At 61.2% G+C, this 15,684-nt stretch carries 10 protein-coding genes; 6 read left to right on the plus strand and 4 right to left on the minus strand.

The window, feature by feature from the left end:
* Positions 1–7 precede the first annotated feature (7 nt).
* The 3 genes from ligA to ACO08A_RS19745 all read left to right on the plus strand — a co-directional run bounded on the left by ligA (position 8) and on the right by ACO08A_RS19745 (position 7,639).
* A complete protein-coding gene (gene ligA, locus ACO08A_RS19735) occupies positions 8–2,176 on the plus strand; it encodes an NAD-dependent DNA ligase LigA (RefSeq protein ID WP_422037646.1) in 2,169 nt (722 codons plus the stop codon).
* A 316-nt stretch (positions 2,177–2,492) separates the two neighbouring features.
* Positions 2,493–4,565, plus strand: a complete 2,073-nt coding sequence (locus ACO08A_RS19740) for a methyl-accepting chemotaxis protein (protein WP_422037647.1) — start codon at positions 2,493–2,495, stop codon at positions 4,563–4,565.
* Positions 4,566–5,203: 638 nt separating this feature from the next.
* Positions 5,204–7,639 carry an ATP-dependent helicase gene (locus tag ACO08A_RS19745; RefSeq protein ID WP_422037648.1) on the plus strand — a complete coding sequence of 812 codons (2,436 nt, stop codon included), beginning with the start codon at positions 5,204–5,206 and terminating at the stop codon, positions 7,637–7,639.
* Positions 7,640–7,663: 24 nt separating this feature from the next.
* On the opposite strand, the gene ACO08A_RS19750 is transcribed toward ACO08A_RS19745, so the two are convergent.
* Positions 7,664–8,230 (minus strand): tetratricopeptide repeat protein, encoded by a 567-nt coding sequence (locus tag ACO08A_RS19750; protein ID WP_422037650.1) that lies wholly within the window; start codon positions 8,228–8,230, stop codon positions 7,664–7,666.
* 132 nt (positions 8,231–8,362) lie between these two features.
* On the opposite strand from ACO08A_RS19750, the gene ACO08A_RS19755 reads away from it, so the two are divergent.
* A complete protein-coding gene (locus tag ACO08A_RS19755; protein ID WP_422037651.1) occupies positions 8,363–9,253 on the plus strand; it encodes a 50S ribosomal protein L11 methyltransferase in 891 nt (296 codons plus the stop codon).
* A 93-nt stretch (positions 9,254–9,346) separates the two neighbouring features.
* On the opposite strand, the gene ACO08A_RS19760 is transcribed toward ACO08A_RS19755, so the two are convergent.
* On the minus strand, positions 9,347–9,550 hold the full coding sequence (locus ACO08A_RS19760) for a hypothetical protein (protein WP_422037652.1): 204 nt from the start codon (positions 9,548–9,550) through the stop codon (positions 9,347–9,349).
* A 247-nt stretch (positions 9,551–9,797) separates the two neighbouring features.
* On the opposite strand from ACO08A_RS19760, the gene ACO08A_RS19765 reads away from it, so the two are divergent.
* Complete coding sequence (locus ACO08A_RS19765; protein ID WP_422041783.1) at positions 9,798–11,612, plus strand: aminopeptidase P family protein; 1,815 nt, start codon at positions 9,798–9,800, stop codon at positions 11,610–11,612.
* 232 nt (positions 11,613–11,844) lie between these two features.
* On the opposite strand, the gene ACO08A_RS19770 is transcribed toward ACO08A_RS19765, so the two are convergent.
* Together ACO08A_RS19770 and ACO08A_RS19775 are read right to left on the minus strand one after the other, a co-directional pair.
* Positions 11,845–13,488 (minus strand): chloride channel protein, encoded by a 1,644-nt coding sequence (locus ACO08A_RS19770; protein ID WP_422037653.1) that lies wholly within the window; start codon positions 13,486–13,488, stop codon positions 11,845–11,847.
* 113 nt (positions 13,489–13,601) lie between these two features.
* Complete coding sequence (locus tag ACO08A_RS19775; protein ID WP_422037654.1) at positions 13,602–14,099, minus strand: thioesterase family protein; 498 nt, start codon at positions 14,097–14,099, stop codon at positions 13,602–13,604.
* A gap of 159 nt (positions 14,100–14,258) precedes the next feature.
* Between ACO08A_RS19775 and ACO08A_RS19780 the strand changes: the two genes are divergently transcribed.
* On the plus strand, positions 14,259–15,653 hold the full coding sequence (locus ACO08A_RS19780) for an FAD-binding oxidoreductase (RefSeq protein WP_422041784.1): 1,395 nt from the start codon (positions 14,259–14,261) through the stop codon (positions 15,651–15,653).
* The last annotated feature ends 31 nt before the right edge of the window (positions 15,654–15,684 follow it).

Below are 15,684 nucleotides of genomic sequence, written 5' to 3' on the forward strand. Positions count from 1 at the left end.
GGCCCGCATGAGTGAAAACGCGACCGGTGCCGGGGACGCGAAAACCATCCGCGTCGAGGATCTGACCGCCGACCAGGCCCGGCAGGAACTGCAGCGCCTCGCCGGAGAGATCGCCGAGAACGACAGGCTCTATCACCAGGACGATGCGCCGGTGATTTCCGATGCCGACTATGATGCGCTGCGCCGCCGTAACCTTGCGATAGAGGAACGCTTTCCCGATCTTGTTCTGAGCGAAGGCCCGTCCACGCAAGTCGGCGCGGCGCCGGCTTCCGGCTTCGGCAAGATCTCGCATGTCGTGCCGATGCTGTCGCTGGACAACGCCTTCAGCGACGACGATGTGCGGGATTTTGTCGGGCGCGTGCGCCGCTTCCTGAAATTCGATCCGCTCATGGGCGCTCTGGCCGTTACGGCCGAACCGAAGATCGACGGCCTGTCCCTGTCCCTGCGTTACGAGGACGGTGAACTGGTCTACGCCGCGACGCGTGGTGACGGCACAACGGGCGAGAATGTCACGGCGAATGCCAGAACGATCAAGGACATACCCGAAAAACTTCAGGGGAAGATTCCGGCCGTGGTCGAGATCCGCGGCGAGGTCTACATGGCACACAGGGATTTTCAGGACCTGAATGCGCGCATGGAGGCAAATGGCGGCAAGGTCTTCGCCAATCCGCGCAACGCGGCCGCGGGATCGCTTCGGCAGCTGAAGTCCGAAATCACCGCATCGCGGCCGCTCAGGTTCTTCGCCTATGCCTGGGGCGAGATGAGCGAAATGCCGTCCGATACCCAAGCCGGCATGGTGGAATGCTTCACCTCGTGGGGCTTCAAGACCAATCCGCTGATGAAACGCTGCGAGACCGTGGAGGAACTGCTGGAGGTCTATCACGGGATCGAGGAGAACCGGGCCGGGCTCGACTATGACATCGACGGTGTCGTCTACAAGGTCGACCGGCTGGACCTGCAGGAACGCCTCGGCTTCGTCTCAAGGTCGCCGCGTTGGGCGATCGCGCACAAGTTTCCGGCCGAGCAGGCCTATACCGTTCTCAACGACATCGAGATCCAGGTGGGCCGGACCGGTGCCCTGACACCGGTTGCCAAGCTTGAGCCGATCACGGTCGGCGGGGTTGTTGTCTCCAACGCGACGCTTCACAACGAGGATTACATCAAGGGCATCGGCCAGGACGGAGAACCGATCCGCGACGGCAAGGATATCCGTGTTGGTGATACGGTGAAGATCCAGCGGGCCGGCGACGTCATTCCCCAGATCGTCGATGTCGATCTCGACAAACGCCCGGCGGATGCCGTCGCCTTCGAGTTTCCGACCGTCTGTCCGGCCTGCGGCAGTCATGCCGTGCGCGAGGAGAACGAAAAGACGGGGCGCCGCGACGCGGTGCGCCGCTGCACGGGCGGGCTGATCTGCCCGGCGCAGGCAACGGAGAAGCTGAAGCATTTCGTCTCCCGCAACGCGTTCGACATCGAAGGGTTCGGCGACAAGCAGGTCGATGCCTTCTACAAGGACGGCCTGGTGATGGCACCTGCCGATATCTTCACGCTCGAGGAGCGTGACAGGCGCGCGCTGACCAAGCTGCGAAACCGGGAAGGGTGGGGGGCTCTTTCGGCTAAGAACCTGTTCGAGGCGATCACGGCGCGCCGCAACATCGAGCTTCACCGCTTCATCTTTGCGCTCGGGATACGTCATGTCGGTGAAGGCAACGCCAAGCTGCTCGCCCGTGCCTATGGCTCCTGGGCCGCTTTCTATGACGCAATGACGGCTGCGCATGATCCTGAAGGCGATGCCTGGGCGGACCTCAACGATATCGACGGGATCGGCCACATCGTGGCGGAGGCTCTGGTCGAATTCTTTGCCGAGGAACACAATCGCGGACAGCTGGATGCGCTTCTGGCCGAGGTGACGCCGCAGGAAGCGGAGAAGATCGACGCGTCCGGGTCACCCGTTGCCGGCAAGACGGTTGTCTTCACCGGGTCCCTCGAACGGATGACACGCGACGAGGCCAAGGCGATGGCGGAACGCCTCGGCGCCAAGGTGTCCGGTTCGGTATCGAAGAAGACCGATCTGGTCGTTGCCGGTCCCGGTGCCGGATCCAAACTGAAAAAGGCCCAGGATCTTCAGGTCGAGGTGATTTCGGAGGATGGCTGGTTCGACCTGGTGGGGGCGTGAACCTGCGCCTCGGGGGGCCTGGCCGCACGAAAATTGACGTAGGTCCGTTTGGAACGGGTGCAGTCGCGTCCGGTTCCCCAATACCGTGCGGGATCGAATCTGTCATTTCTTCGCGGTCGGTCTTTGTGTGCCGGGTTCTCTTGCTTGTCAAATTTGACAGTCCTATAAAAATTAGCTTTACCACCTGAAATTGATAAAGTTGGCATTTTACGAAATTAGTGTCGCAATCGGTCAAGTTTGTTTCTGACGTTAAGTAACAAGTAATGCCCCCCCGGCAGTTTGGAGGAAAGATCTCTGCTCCTGAGGGGACTCACAAATGAAACGTATCAAGCTGCAGATCGCTATGCTTGCGGGTGTGCCGATGCTGGCGGTTATCGGCTTCGCCGCCTTCAGTGTTTACGACAAGTCCGTCCAGCTTTCCCATCATTCCTACATGCAACCCATGACGCGGATCGCCGAAGACGCCGGCAATCTCGTGCACGAGCTGCAAAAGGAACGCGGCATGAGCGTCGGGCTGATCAAGTCCGACTACGCGCAGGGCGCTCGGGAAAAGCTCGATGCGCAGCGGCCCAAGACGGATGCGGCCCTGAAAACGTTTGACGAGCATCTTGCAGCGCTTGATCTGAACAACGAAGCGATGCTGACAAGTCTACAGGATGTTGCTCTCGAAGTTCACAAGACGGCCAATTATCGCAAGGCCGTTGATGCGAAAGAGTTCAAGGTCGGCGATGTCCTGAAGAACTACACCCACAAGGTGCACGAGCTGATCCACGTGATCGGCGTGACGACCGAGGCGAGCCCGTCCCAGAAGATCACCGCGGAGCTTCTGCCCTACCTGACAATCGTGGAAGCGATGGAATCCGGAGGTCTGGAGCGTGCCAACGGCGCCGGTCTGCTCAACGAGTTCAACCTGACAGGCGAGGTAAACCTCGGAACGTTCAAGAAAGTTGTTACGCATTACGGCGGCGAAGCGGCCTTCTTGAAGGAGTTCCAGTCGATCGCATCCAACGAGCAAAAGGCCCGCTTCAAGGAGATGGTCAAGGGGGCGGATGTCGAGCAGGCTCTTGCCTGGCGCGAGCTGATCCACAGTCTGCCGGAAACCAAGGATTCCCAGGGGCTCGAAGGCGGCGTCTGGTTTGCCATGGCAACCAAGCGGCTGAACCTGATGAAGCAGTTCTCGGACGAACTGATCCACCGGGCGGAAGCCGCGTCCGATGCGGAGAGCGCACAGCTCAATTCGGAGATTTTCTGGCTGACATCGATCGCCGTCGGTCTGACCGCTATCGGTCTCGCCATCGTCATTTTCCAGGTGCTGACAATCACGCGGACACTGAGCCGCCAGCGCGATGCAATCTCCGCGCTCGCCGAGGGCAACCTCGATGTCGACGTTTCCGACACGGACCGGCCGGACGAAATCGGCGACATCGCCAGGGCATCGGAAGTCTTCCGTGACAAGCTCATCCATCAGAAGGAGCTGGAAGAGGAGGCCGAGGCCGGCCGAATCCTGCGGGCGCAGCGCCGGGCCCAGCTGGAAAACGCCATTCATCACTTTGAAGCGTCGGTTTCCGCCATCCAGACCCAGCTTGCATCGGAAACCGAGGGCGTCAGCAGCAACGCCCAGGACATGGTGCAGATCGCGCTTCACGCAGACGAAAGCGCACGTGCGGCCAATTCGGCAACCGAGGAAGCAACGACCAACGTCCAGACGGTCGCCTCGGCCGCCGCCGAGCTGTCGGCCTCCATCAGCGAGATTTCGCGTCAAGCCTCCTCGGCAACCGAGATATCCTCCGTGGCCGCGGAAACGGCTGTTGCCGCGGACAAGGACATTTCGCTCCTGGCGGAAACCGCCGACAAGATCGGCGAAGTCGTCGAGATCATCCGCGCGATTGCCGAACAGACCAACCTCCTTGCCCTGAACGCGACCATCGAGGCGGCGCGGGCCGGTGAGGCGGGCAAGGGTTTTGCGGTTGTCGCGGCAGAGGTGAAGGAGCTCTCCACCCAGACGGCCAAGGCGACCGACGAGATCGCCAGCCAGATCTCTGGTGTCCAGAGCTCGACGCAGAAGTCCGTTGCCGCGATCCGCTCGATCGTCGAAAAGATCGAGGAAGTCCGGTCCGTCAGCGAGACCATCGCGGTCTCGGTCGACGAACAGAATGCCGCGACCAGCGAGATCACCCAAAGCATCACCTTCGCCTCCGACGGCGCCAAGGCGGCTGCGACCAACGTCTCCGGGGTTTCCGGATCGATCGACCAGACCCGGCAGAAGTCGGAGACGCTGAGCGTCTCTGCCGAGCAACTCGGGCAGGTGGCCTCGAGCCTCTCCGAGGCGGTGAACACGTTCCTCGAAGAGGTCCGCGACGAAGACGAACGCGGCGAAGAGGCAGCCTAAGCCTCCCGCGGTTCCGATCCAGCATTCCAAGATCCCGGCTCGCCCTTCCAGGGTGGGCCGGGATTTTTTGTCAGGGCTTGCTGTTCTGCTGGCGGAGTTCGGGTGCAAAGACCTCATCTTGAGGAAGCACGCCGGTGCTGTCTCGAAGGATGGGCTGCACGGACAGAGAGCGTTGCCGATCCTTCGAGACGGGCCTCTCGGCCCTCCTCAGGATGAGGCTGTCATTCCAGAGATCGGGTCCGAAGATTGCAGCTGCTTTACACCCGTATCTGTCATCCCGGTTTGCCGCGAAGCGGCAAGACAGGGAGCCAGTAACCCCGGGTGTTGGTTAGATCCGCAGGCGCTTGCGACTACTGGATCCCTGCCGGAGTTTACGCTCGCGAAAGCGGGTGCAGGGATGACAGGATTTGACGTTGTCGAACGCTATGCAAAACAACAGTCTTGTGCGTCTTGCTGCAAAGCTTTACGGGAGTTGCACTTCGCGGCAAGGTCGGCAGTTTCCTCCACACCGGCACCTTTCCTTGTCCCCATCTATTGATGTTTTCCTGCCTCGCCAGAAACATTTTGTTGCTATATTGTTCTTCAGGGCCGGAACACGGCAAACTTGACGGTCTCTTGTGGAACTGGACCAGCGCATCATGGCAGACCCGGGCGGGTACGACGATTCCTTTGATGATCCTTTTCAGCCGGCCGAGCCGCGCCGGGGCGCAGAGCCCGTGCCGCCGCGTGCGTCCGGGGGAATTGCCGCCAGGGCGATGGCCGCGCGGCAGGCGCCCGACTACTTCACCGGGCTGAATCCGGAGCAAAGGCTTGCCGTCGAGACAACCGAGGGGCCGGTTCTCGTACTCGCCGGTGCCGGAACGGGCAAGACCCGGGTGCTGACAACCCGGATCGCCCATATCCTGGCGACGCGGCGTGCCCGGCAATCGGAAATCCTCGCGGTCACCTTCACCAACAAGGCCGCGCGCGAAATGAAGGAGCGCATCTCCGGCTTCGTCGGCGGCAACGTCGAAGGCATGGCCTGGCTCGGCACGTTCCACTCGATCTGCGTGAAGATCCTGCGCAAGCATGCCGAACTTGTCGGACTGAAATCGAGCTTTTCCATTCTCGATACAGACGATCAGATCCGGCTGATCAAGCAGATCATCCAGGCGGAAGGCCTGGACGACAAGCGCTGGACGGCGAAGACCTTCGCCGGGATGCTGGACGGCTGGAAGAACCGGGCGTTGACGCCGGACCAGATTCCCGAAGGCGAGGCCCGCGCCTTTGCCAATGGCAGGGGACGCCGTCTTTACGAAGAATACCAGGAGCGGCTGTCGATCCTGAACGCTGCGGATTTCGGCGATCTGCTCCTGCATGTGATCACGCTGTTCAAGACCCAGCCCGACGTTCTGAAGGAATATCAGCGCCGGTTCCGCTACATGCTCGTGGACGAGTATCAGGACACCAACATTGCCCAGTACCTGTGGCTGCGCCTGCTGGCGCAAGGCAATCCGAATGTGTGCTGTGTCGGCGACGACGACCAGTCGATCTATGGCTGGCGCGGCGCGGAGGTCGACAACATCCTGCGGTTCGAGCATGACTTCAAGGGCGCGACGGTGGTCCGGCTGGAGCGGAACTACCGCTCGACCAGTCACATTCTGGCCGCCGCTTCGCAGCTGATTTCGCACAATGAGGGGCGGCTCGGCAAAACCCTGTTCACCGATTTTCATGAGCCGGACCATGACCTGGTTTCGGTCGCGTCCGTCTGGGACTCGGAAGAAGAGGCACGGACGATCGGCGACGAGATCGAGGCGCTGCAAGGCAAGGGACACACGCTCAACCAGATGGCGGTGCTTGTCCGGGCCTCCTTCCAGATGCGCGAATTCGAGGACCGGTTCATCACGCTGGGTCTCAACTACCGGGTGATCGGCGGTCCGCGCTTTTACGAACGCATGGAAATCCGCGACGCGCTTGCCTATTTCCGCTGTGTCACGCAGCCGGCCTTCGACCCTGCCTTCGAGCGGATCGTCAACACCCCGAAGCGGGGTCTGGGAGACGCCACTCTGAAGCTCGTCCACGGGCTGGCTCGCGCGGAGGGCATTCCCCTGATGCAGGCCGCGCAGCAGCTCATCGATACCGAGGAGCTGAAACCGAAGCCGCGCAATGCGCTCAAGACCGTTCTCGACAATTTCGACCGCTGGCGCCGTCAGCTCGACCAGCTCAAACACACCGAGCTTGCGGAAATCATTCTCGACGAGAGCGGCTACACGGAAATGTGGCGTCTCGACCGGTCTGCCGAAGCGCCGGGCCGGCTCGACAACCTGAAGGAACTGATCCGCTCGATGGAAGAGTTTGAATCCATGGCGGGTTTCCTGGAACACATTTCGCTCGTGATGGACCGGGACAGCGCGGATGCCAATGACGCTGTGTCGATCATGACGCTGCACTCGGCCAAGGGCCTGGAATTCGATACGGTCTTCCTCCCCGGGTGGGAGGAGGGGCTGTTTCCGCACCAAAGGTCTCTGGACGAAAGCGGCCGGGCCGGACTTGAGGAGGAGCGGCGGCTTGCCTATGTCGGCATCACGCGGGCAAAGCAGCGCGCGAAGCTCTATTTCGCCTCCAACCGCAGAATCCACGGATTGTGGCAATCGACCGTGCCGTCGCGTTTTCTCGATGAGTTGCCGCCGGACCATGTCGAGATTGCCGAACCTTCTTCGAGCTATGGCGGCTATGCCGGGGGCGGCTACGGACCCTCGCGCTTTGACAGCAACGATCCGTTCGAGCGCGGCAGCTATTCGACCCCCGGCTGGCAGCGTGCGCAGCGGGCAAGGCAATCGGATGACGGGTTTTCGGAAGGCGGCAGGGGCTACAAGTCCGCCCGCATGAAACGGCAGGGGCCTCTCACGATCGAGGGGGAGCTGGTCGCCAAGTCCGTCAGCGAGACACCGTCGGAGTACTCACTCGGCGAACGCGTGTTCCACATCAAGTTCGGCTATGGCGCGATCACCTCGATCGAGGGCAACAAGCTCACGATCGATTTCGAGAAGGCCGGCGTCAAAAAGGTGATCGACAGCTTCGTCGAACGGCACTGAGGCCGGACAATTCCGGCCAACCCCTTAGAGATCAACACCCTTCGGTTTGATCAGAAGCGCGCGTTCCTTAAGGTATGGATGCACATTGACAGCGTCTCGTAGTGTTTTCTGGGCGAGTTCGGCGCGGCCCTGGGTGATGTAGATCATCGCCTGGCCTGAAAGCGCGCCAAAGTGCCGGGGCTCAAGTTCCAGGACACGCTTGATATCCGCCAGGCTGGCTTCGTAGTCACCCTGCAGGAACAGGATGAAAGCCCGCTGGTTCCAACCCTCGGGATATTCCGGTGCCTCGGCCACCACCTTGTCGAGGACTTCGCGTGCGCCTTGATAGTTGTATTCACCGCGCATGCGCATGGCGCTTTCGACCTGCTCGCGCAGTTCAGAGGTGGGTGCCGCGTCGATCCAGGCTTCCCAGATCTCGGTCTCGATCAGCCTTGCTTCCTTCTCGTTCGGCGCGTTTTTCAACGCTTCGAACAGGTCATCGTTGGACGTGTCCGCGCGGACACCGCCCGAGACCGCAGCAATGCACAAAAGCAGAACTGCAAACAGCTGTCCTGCCCGAAGCGTTGAAATTTTCAGCCATTTCCCGATCATCACACACCTCCGCTCCCCGGAATCATGGCGCAGTTCGCGAATTTGACCAGTCAATTGTTTTTGACGCTGGCGTGTTTCCACCTGCAAGGCTATACCGCACGCCTCGACAAAATCATCTTGGCAGACACCGGCATGAAAACCATCCGCGTTCAGATCGTGGCTGAAGAACTTGAAGCGAAACGGATTTCGGAGATCCTCGCGCAGGCCTTCGAAGACGAAGGCAACCCGGTCACGATTTACGAGGCTTCCGAGGACGGCAAGTTCTGGTCAGCCGAAATCCTGTTGTTCGACATGGAAGCCGACGCGGCGAGGGAACTGGTTCTCGACCGGGTCGGCAGCGATGCGTTTGCGGCACCGGTCGAGGCAGAGGAACTGCCGGATATCAACTGGGTGGAAAAGAGCCTGGAGGGCCTGAAGCCCGTGCGCGCGGGACGGTTTCTGGTGCACGGCAGCCATGACCGGGACAAGGTGCCGCCGGGCGCGATCGGTCTTGAAATCGAGGCGGCGCTCGCCTTCGGGACGGGTCACCACGGCACCACTGCCGGGTGCCTTGAGGAAATCGACCGGCTGCTGTCGTTGCGTGAATATGATCGCATTCTGGATCTCGGCACCGGGACGGGGGTCCTGGCAATCGCCGCTGCGCTCAAGGCCAGACAGACGGTGCTGGCAACCGATATCGACCCGGTCGCGACCAGAACCGCCCTGGAGAATGCCAGGCTGAATGAGGCCGGGCATCTGGTATCCGGCTTTACGGCAAACGGGGTCGAGGACCGGCGGTTCGGCGAATACGGGCCGTTTGACCTTGTGATTGCCAACATACTGGCGCGGCCGCTCATGCGCATGTCGAAATCCATCGGCGAGCAGATGACCCGGACCGCGACGCTGGTTCTGTCCGGCCTTCGGATTGAAGACGGTCCGCGCATCCTGTCCGCGTATCGCTGCCAGGGCTTCGTTCTGGATCGCCGGCGCGAGAAAGGCGGCTGGCTGACACTGACCCTTGTCAGGGGACGAAAGCAGGCCTGACGACCAGCGTGAGATGGAAAAAACAAAAGGGTCTGCCGATCGATCGGCAGACCCTTTTCGTGTGCACAGTGCTTTGTTAAGCGCCTGAGCCCCTTAGAACGGGTTGGTCAGGGACCCTTCACGTTCCAGCTGCTTGCGGTCGTAGCCGTGCGCTGCGAGCGTTGCGTCGTCGAGGGACAGCAGGTAGCCGTTGACATAGCGGCGCGCCTGGCTGGACCGGGCTTCGACCATGCGGTCGAAAGCGCGACGGACAAAGCTGCTGCCGGTACGGGTCGAAGTCGTGGTTGCGATAGTCATCGTGATCATTCCCATTTGAAGTTCAAGAGCTTCCCTAGGGAGAAACGTCTTTATTCGTTGTTGTTCCCTATATGCAGTCTGCCGGCTTGTTCAGGTAGGCCTCCAAATGCATGACAGGCTTGCATATTTCGCATATGCGAGAAGAAATGCCGCGTTGCACAAGGGATTTGCGAGCCGATTGTAAAGGCACGCATTCTGAAAAATATCCGGGTTGATCCCGGTTGAGGGGCACACTACCGTGCCGGGCATGTTTCAGTCCTTCGACGATCTCAGTGATCCCTCCTGCGGAGCGCCGCATGCAGCGCTTCTCAGGGCCGAACTTGCCCGCCTCGGTCTCGACGGCTTTCTCATCCCGCGCGCGGATGCGCATCAGGGCGAATACGTTCCGCCGAACGACTGCCGCTTGCAGTGGCTGACGGGATTCACCGGTTCGGCCGGTGTTGCAGCGGTCCTGGGCGACGCTGCCGCGATCTTCGTGGACGGACGCTACACCATCCAGGTGCGCGATCAGGTCGACCTTGATGTCTTTGCAGCCCGTCATCTTATCAATGAGCCGGTTTCCGAGTGGCTGAAGGACAATTTGCGGCCCGGACAGAAGCTCGGCATCGACGCGATGCTGCACACGGTTCGCGAGGTGCGCCGGCTGCGGTCCGTGTGCGAGGACGCGGGCGCGGAACTTGTCACGCTGAATGAAAATCCTGTCGATGCGGTCTGGGAAGACCGGCCCGCAGCCCCGGTCGGACAAGTGTCGCTATATCCGCTGGAGCTGGCCGGCAAGGCATCCGGAGACAAGATCTCGGAAATACAGGCCGTTCTCAACGACAAGAAAGCCGATGCCTGCGTTCTGACACAGCCCGATTCCATTGCCTGGCTGTTCAACATCCGTGGGTCCGACGTCGATCATACGCCTTTGCCTCTGTCCTTCGCGACCGTGCCGGCGTCCGGCAAGCCGTCGCTGTTCATCGACGGCCGGAAACTGTCCAATTCCGTCCGGGATGCGCTTTCCGAGCTCACCGACCTCTCCGAACCTGGGGCGTTCCACAAGGGCCTGAGTGACCTCGGCAAGGCCGGTGCAAAGGTCATGATCGATCCGGCGCTTGCCGGTATCGGGATCGCCGACGCGATCACGGAGGCCGGCGGCAGCCTGATCGAGGCGCAGGACCCGGTCCTGTTGCCGAAAGCGGTCAAAAACGAAACGGAACTTCAGGGCGCGCGAAATGCGCATCTCCGTGACGCCGCTGCCTATGTCGGATTTCTGTGCTGGTTCGACGAGGCGGCACCGAAAGGTGACCTCGACGAGATCCAGGTCGCGGAAAAGCTGGAGGAATTCCGGCGCGCAACCGGTGTCCTGAAGGACATTTCCTTCGACACGATCTCGGCGGCGGCCTCCAACGGCGCGATCTGTCACTACCGTGTCAGCCGCTCGAGCAACCTGAAGGTTCCCGTCGGCAAGCCGTTCCTGATCGATTCTGGCGGTCAATACGAGGACGGGACCACCGACATCACCCGAACGCTTGCGGTCGGCGACGTCAATGCAGACATGAAAAGGCACTTCACGCTTGTCCTGAAGGGGCATATCGCAATCTCGACGGCGCGTTTTCCGGAGGGTACGAGCGGCGCGCAACTCGATACGCTCGCCAGGATCGATCTCTGGAAGGCCGGTCTCGACTTCGATCACGGCACCGGACATGGTGTCGGGGCCTATCTCGGCGTCCATGAGGGACCGCAGCGTATCGCCAAGACCGGCACCGTGCCCTTGAAACCCGGAATGATCCTTTCCAACGAGCCGGGCTATTACCCGGCAGGCGAATACGGTATCCGCATCGAGAACCTGGAGATCGTTACCGAAGCCGGGGATATTGCCGGTGGTGAGCGGCCGATGCTCGGCTTTGAAACGATCACGCTCGTGCCGATGGACCTCCGCCTTGTTGATGTGTCTCTTCTGACGGGCGCCGAGCGCGACTGGCTGAACCGCTATCATGCCCGCGTACGGGAAGAGATCGGTCCGCTTGTCGGCGCGAAGGAACGCGTCTGGCTGGAAAATGCGACAGAGGCGATCTGAGCCGTTTAACCGTCTGGTCCGTTTGCCGGACCTCACGCCGTTCGCCCGCAGAGGCGATGATGGGTGCAACAAACCCTGAACCAACCGCAAATCCGGTCACCTCTCCCTGTGGGAGAGGTCGGCCTGCAAGGCCGGGTGAGGGAACAGATCCATAAATGCTTCTCAGACGTTTGCCCCCTCACCCTGACCCTCTCCCGAGGGGAGAGGGGAACCGGGGAAGTGCAAACCACGGTCAGTGATGTTCTTCCTTGGTGGCCTTGATGAGGGCGGCGTTGAAGTAGCGCAGGCCCCGGACGTGCCGGGCGAGGCCGATGACTTCGGTCGCGTCCCCGTGGCGGACGACGGGCAGGGTTGCCTTGCCGCAGGAATCGAAGCTTTTCAGAGCACTCTCCAGCGTGTCCGTGTCATGCAGATACGGGCCGTCTTCGCCCGGGTTGAACACCCGGTCTTCTTCCGTATCGGGCGGCGGATCCATGAAGTCGCGCACCTTCACGGTTTCGCTTAGGAACTGGTGCGCACCTTCATTGACGAAACAGCCGCGCATGCCGAGTTGCCAGTGGAAATAGGACTTGCCATGGACAGCCTGCGTCAAACCGGTCGCGATCGAAACGGAGAGCAGAAGGGCGATCGAAAGCGCATACCCGCCGGTCAGCTCAAAGACGATCACCGTGGTCGAAAACGGAGCGCCGAGAACGGCAGCCGCCACGGCGCCCATCCCGAGAATGGCATAGAGGCCATGACTGGACGCCATCTCTGGAAACACCGAGGCCGCAATCAGGCCGAACGCGCCCCCCGTCATCGCCCCGAGATAGAGGGAGGGCGAGAAAATGCCGCCGCCAAAGCGCGATGCCAGCGTGATGGCGGTTGCCGCTGTCTTGACCACCAGGAGCGTGAGCATCGTGTTGATCGTCAGTTCCTGCTTCAAGGCAAGATCGGTTGCCTCGTATCCGACGCCGAGAATTTCGGGATAGAAGACGCCGATGGCGCCGACCGCAAGACCGCCGATGACCGGCCTCAACCACAACGGCATGGTGATGTTCCGCGCGGTCCAGTCGCTTCCGATCAGCGCAAACTGAAAGATGATGGCAACCGCTGCACAGGTGAGGCCGAGAAGCGCAAAGGCGGGGATCTCGAGATAGGACGTAATGGTGTATTGCGGAATTTCGAATGCGGCCACATTGCCGAACCAGAGCCGCGAGAGAAGCGTCCCGACGACCGACGCCAGAACGATGGGGACGAAGGCGGACACCGCATAGTGGGCCAGCACCACTTCGTGGGCAAACAGGACACCTGCGATCGGGGCGTTGAACGACGCTGAGACGCCGCTGGCAACGGCGCAGGCGAGCAGCATGCGGCGCGCGGAATCCGGCAGGTTGAAGAACTGGCACACTGCGGTGCCAAGGGTCGCGCCCAGGTGCACGACCGGGCCTTCACGGCCTGCACTGGCGCCTCCGCCAAGGGAAATGGCGGTCACCAGCGCAGACCACAGGCCGGCCTTGAGCGGCAGGCCGCGGCCGCCATAGGCGCGTGCCTCGATGACGTCGGCAACGCCGCCTGCGCGCTGGTACGGGTGATACTTGTGCAGGATCCAGCCGACCACCGCGCCGGCGACAACCGGCGCCAAAAGGATGTAATACCAGGGCTGCTGGAGCGCCGCGTGTATGGTGAACTCCGTGGTCGTCCTCAGCCACGGCCACTGGATGAGCCCGATGGCCGTTCTGAACGCAATTGCCGCGAGAGCCACCAGGGCCCCCACCAGGATCGCCAGCAGCCAGACGAGCGGCAGCTTGTTTGCCCTGAACTGGCGCACGTTGGGCGTGATCCAGCTGATAAGGATTTCCGGTAGTTGACCCGCAGTTTCAATTATTTTGCGCATAAGTAGGGCCGGGAAAATGATCGCATTGCCTATCGGCATCCATTCTGCCCGAGTCGGCGTTAAAGAACAGGTCTACTTGCGCTTCAAACGGCGAAAATCACCCTAATTTGTACTCATGTCGCCTTTTTCACGATCTCGATGCGCCTGCCGGCTCTTTCCGGTCTTCGGAGCGCGGCCTGGGCGCCGGCAAGCGCGGCCAGATTGGCGCGTATGTCCTCGGGCCAGGGAGCGACCTTGCGGGCCGCCATGTCGACGTGCAGGCTCATCTGTTCCGATGTTGCCGAGAGCCAGTCTTCGTCGGCGTGGCGCAGCTCCTGGAAGAAATGGGCCCGCTTGGAATCGAAATCGAGCAGCTGAAGGGTTCCGACAACCGGCATCCCGGCGCTGAGTTCGCGGAGGTAGCACACGTGAACCTCGGCGGTGAAAAACGACGCTCCGCGTTCCTTCAGATATCCCGGTCCCATCCCCAACCTTTCGAAGACCTGGTCGACGGCGGTATCGAACAGAACGTTGTAGTAAGCCATGTTGAGATGGCCGTTATAGTCGATCCAGTCATCCTTCACCGTCATCACGGCACTCCTGACCAGCCCGTCACCCCAATCTGCGGTCATTCGGCTCTCCTTTGCGAATGCGTGGCAACGCTCTGCGGCAAAAGCCGGATTTGGCTTTGACCTTTTTGTGTTCCGCTAACATATTCACACCTGACACGGGGGCCAAGGTCCGGCCCGCAGGAAGGATGACGGTCAGCGATGGCGATCGAAGCAAATGTGATGCACTCAGACGACCCGAGCGGAAGCGTTGCGGGCGTGATCGACAAACTGAAGGCCCGGTTCACGGACCGTTGTGCCACCTCGCAGGCGCTCCGGGAGCAGCACGGTCACACGACGACCTGGCTCGAGAACCAGCCGCCGGACGCCGTGGTTTTCGCGGAAACGACGGAAGAGGTTGCCGAAACGGTCAAGATCTGCGCGGCGGCCAACGTGCCGGTCATCCCTTTCGGAACGGGCACCTCGCTGGAAGGTCACGTGAATGCGCCTGAAGGCGGAATATCAATTGATCTCAGCAGGATGAATAATGTTCTTGAAGTGAATTCGGAAGATCTCGACTGCCGTGTCGAGGCCGGTGTCACGCGCAAGCAGCTCAACAGCTATATCAGGGATACCGGGCTCTTCTTCCCGATCGATCCGGGCGCCGACGCCAGTCTGGGCGGCATGGCGGCAACACGGGCATCGGGAACCAACGCGGTCCGTTACGGGACCATGAAGGATGCGGTGCTCGCGCTCACCGTGGTTACCGCAGACGGCAACATCATCCGCACGGGCGGCCGTGCGCGGAAGTCGTCGGCCGGGTATGACCTGACGCGGCTGTTCGTGGGCAGCGAGGGAACGCTGGGGGTCATCACCGAACTGACCCTGCGCCTGCACGGTCAACCGGAAGCGATCTCGGGCGGGGTCTGCCCGTTTCCCGATGTCCAGTCCGCCTGCCAGGCGGTCATCATGACAATCCAGATGGGGTTGCCGGTCGCGCGTATCGAGTTGCTCGACAGCATGCAGGTGCGGGCCTGCAATTCCTATTCGAAGCTGGACCTTGCGGAAACTCCGACGCTGTTTCTTGAATTTCACGGCTCGGAGGCCGGCGTGAACGAACAGTCGGAAACCTTCTCCGCCATTGCGGAGGAATTCGGCGGCGGCCCCTTCAATTGGGCGACAGCGGCAGAAGACCGTTCGAAACTCTGGGCAGCCCGGCATGATGCCTACTGGTCAGGCCGCGGGCTCAGGCCGGAGGCGCAGGTTGTCGCGACGGATGTTTGCGTACCGATTTCCCGGCTTGCCGAATGTGTCACCCAGACTGCTGCCGACATCGAGGCCGAAGGGCTTCTCGCGCCCATTGTCGGACATGTAGGCGACGGCAACTTCCACGTACAGGTGCTGGTGGATCCGGAGAATCCGGATGAGATGAAGACGTGCGAGGCCTTCATTGAACGTCTTGCCATCCGCGCGCTCGACATGGAAGGGACCTGCACGGGCGAGCATGGTGTCGGCCAGGGCAAGCAGAAATTCATGAAACGTGAGCATGGAGACGCACTTGAACTGATGCAGTCCATCAAGGAGGCGCTCGATCCGCACAATTTGATGAATCCGGGCAAGATCCTGCCGCAGTCATGATATTGTATCGAATCAGTTCAATAAGCTCGTT

This window comes from Roseibium sp. (assembly GCF_965232425.1).
Taxonomy (GTDB): domain Bacteria; phylum Pseudomonadota; class Alphaproteobacteria; order Rhizobiales; family Stappiaceae; genus Roseibium.

Coding starts and splice junctions, on each gene's coding strand:
- ligA (WP_422037646.1), top strand. CDS start 8: ATGAGTGAAAACGCGACCGGTGCCGGGGACGCGAAAACCATCCGCGTC.
- ACO08A_RS19740 (WP_422037647.1), top strand. CDS start 2,493: ATGAAACGTATCAAGCTGCAGATCGCTATGCTTGCGGGTGTGCCGATG.
- ACO08A_RS19745 (WP_422037648.1), top strand. CDS start 5,204: ATGGCAGACCCGGGCGGGTACGACGATTCCTTTGATGATCCTTTTCAG.
- ACO08A_RS19750 (WP_422037650.1), bottom strand. CDS start 8,230: ATGATCGGGAAATGGCTGAAAATTTCAACGCTTCGGGCAGGACAGCTG.
- ACO08A_RS19755 (WP_422037651.1), top strand. CDS start 8,363: ATGAAAACCATCCGCGTTCAGATCGTGGCTGAAGAACTTGAAGCGAAA.
- ACO08A_RS19760 (WP_422037652.1), bottom strand. CDS start 9,550: ATGACTATCGCAACCACGACTTCGACCCGTACCGGCAGCAGCTTTGTC.
- ACO08A_RS19765 (WP_422041783.1), top strand. CDS start 9,798: ATGTTTCAGTCCTTCGACGATCTCAGTGATCCCTCCTGCGGAGCGCCG.
- ACO08A_RS19770 (WP_422037653.1), bottom strand. CDS start 13,488: ATGCGCAAAATAATTGAAACTGCGGGTCAACTACCGGAAATCCTTATC.
- ACO08A_RS19775 (WP_422037654.1), bottom strand. CDS start 14,099: ATGACCGCAGATTGGGGTGACGGGCTGGTCAGGAGTGCCGTGATGACG.
- ACO08A_RS19780 (WP_422041784.1), top strand. CDS start 14,259: ATGCACTCAGACGACCCGAGCGGAAGCGTTGCGGGCGTGATCGACAAA.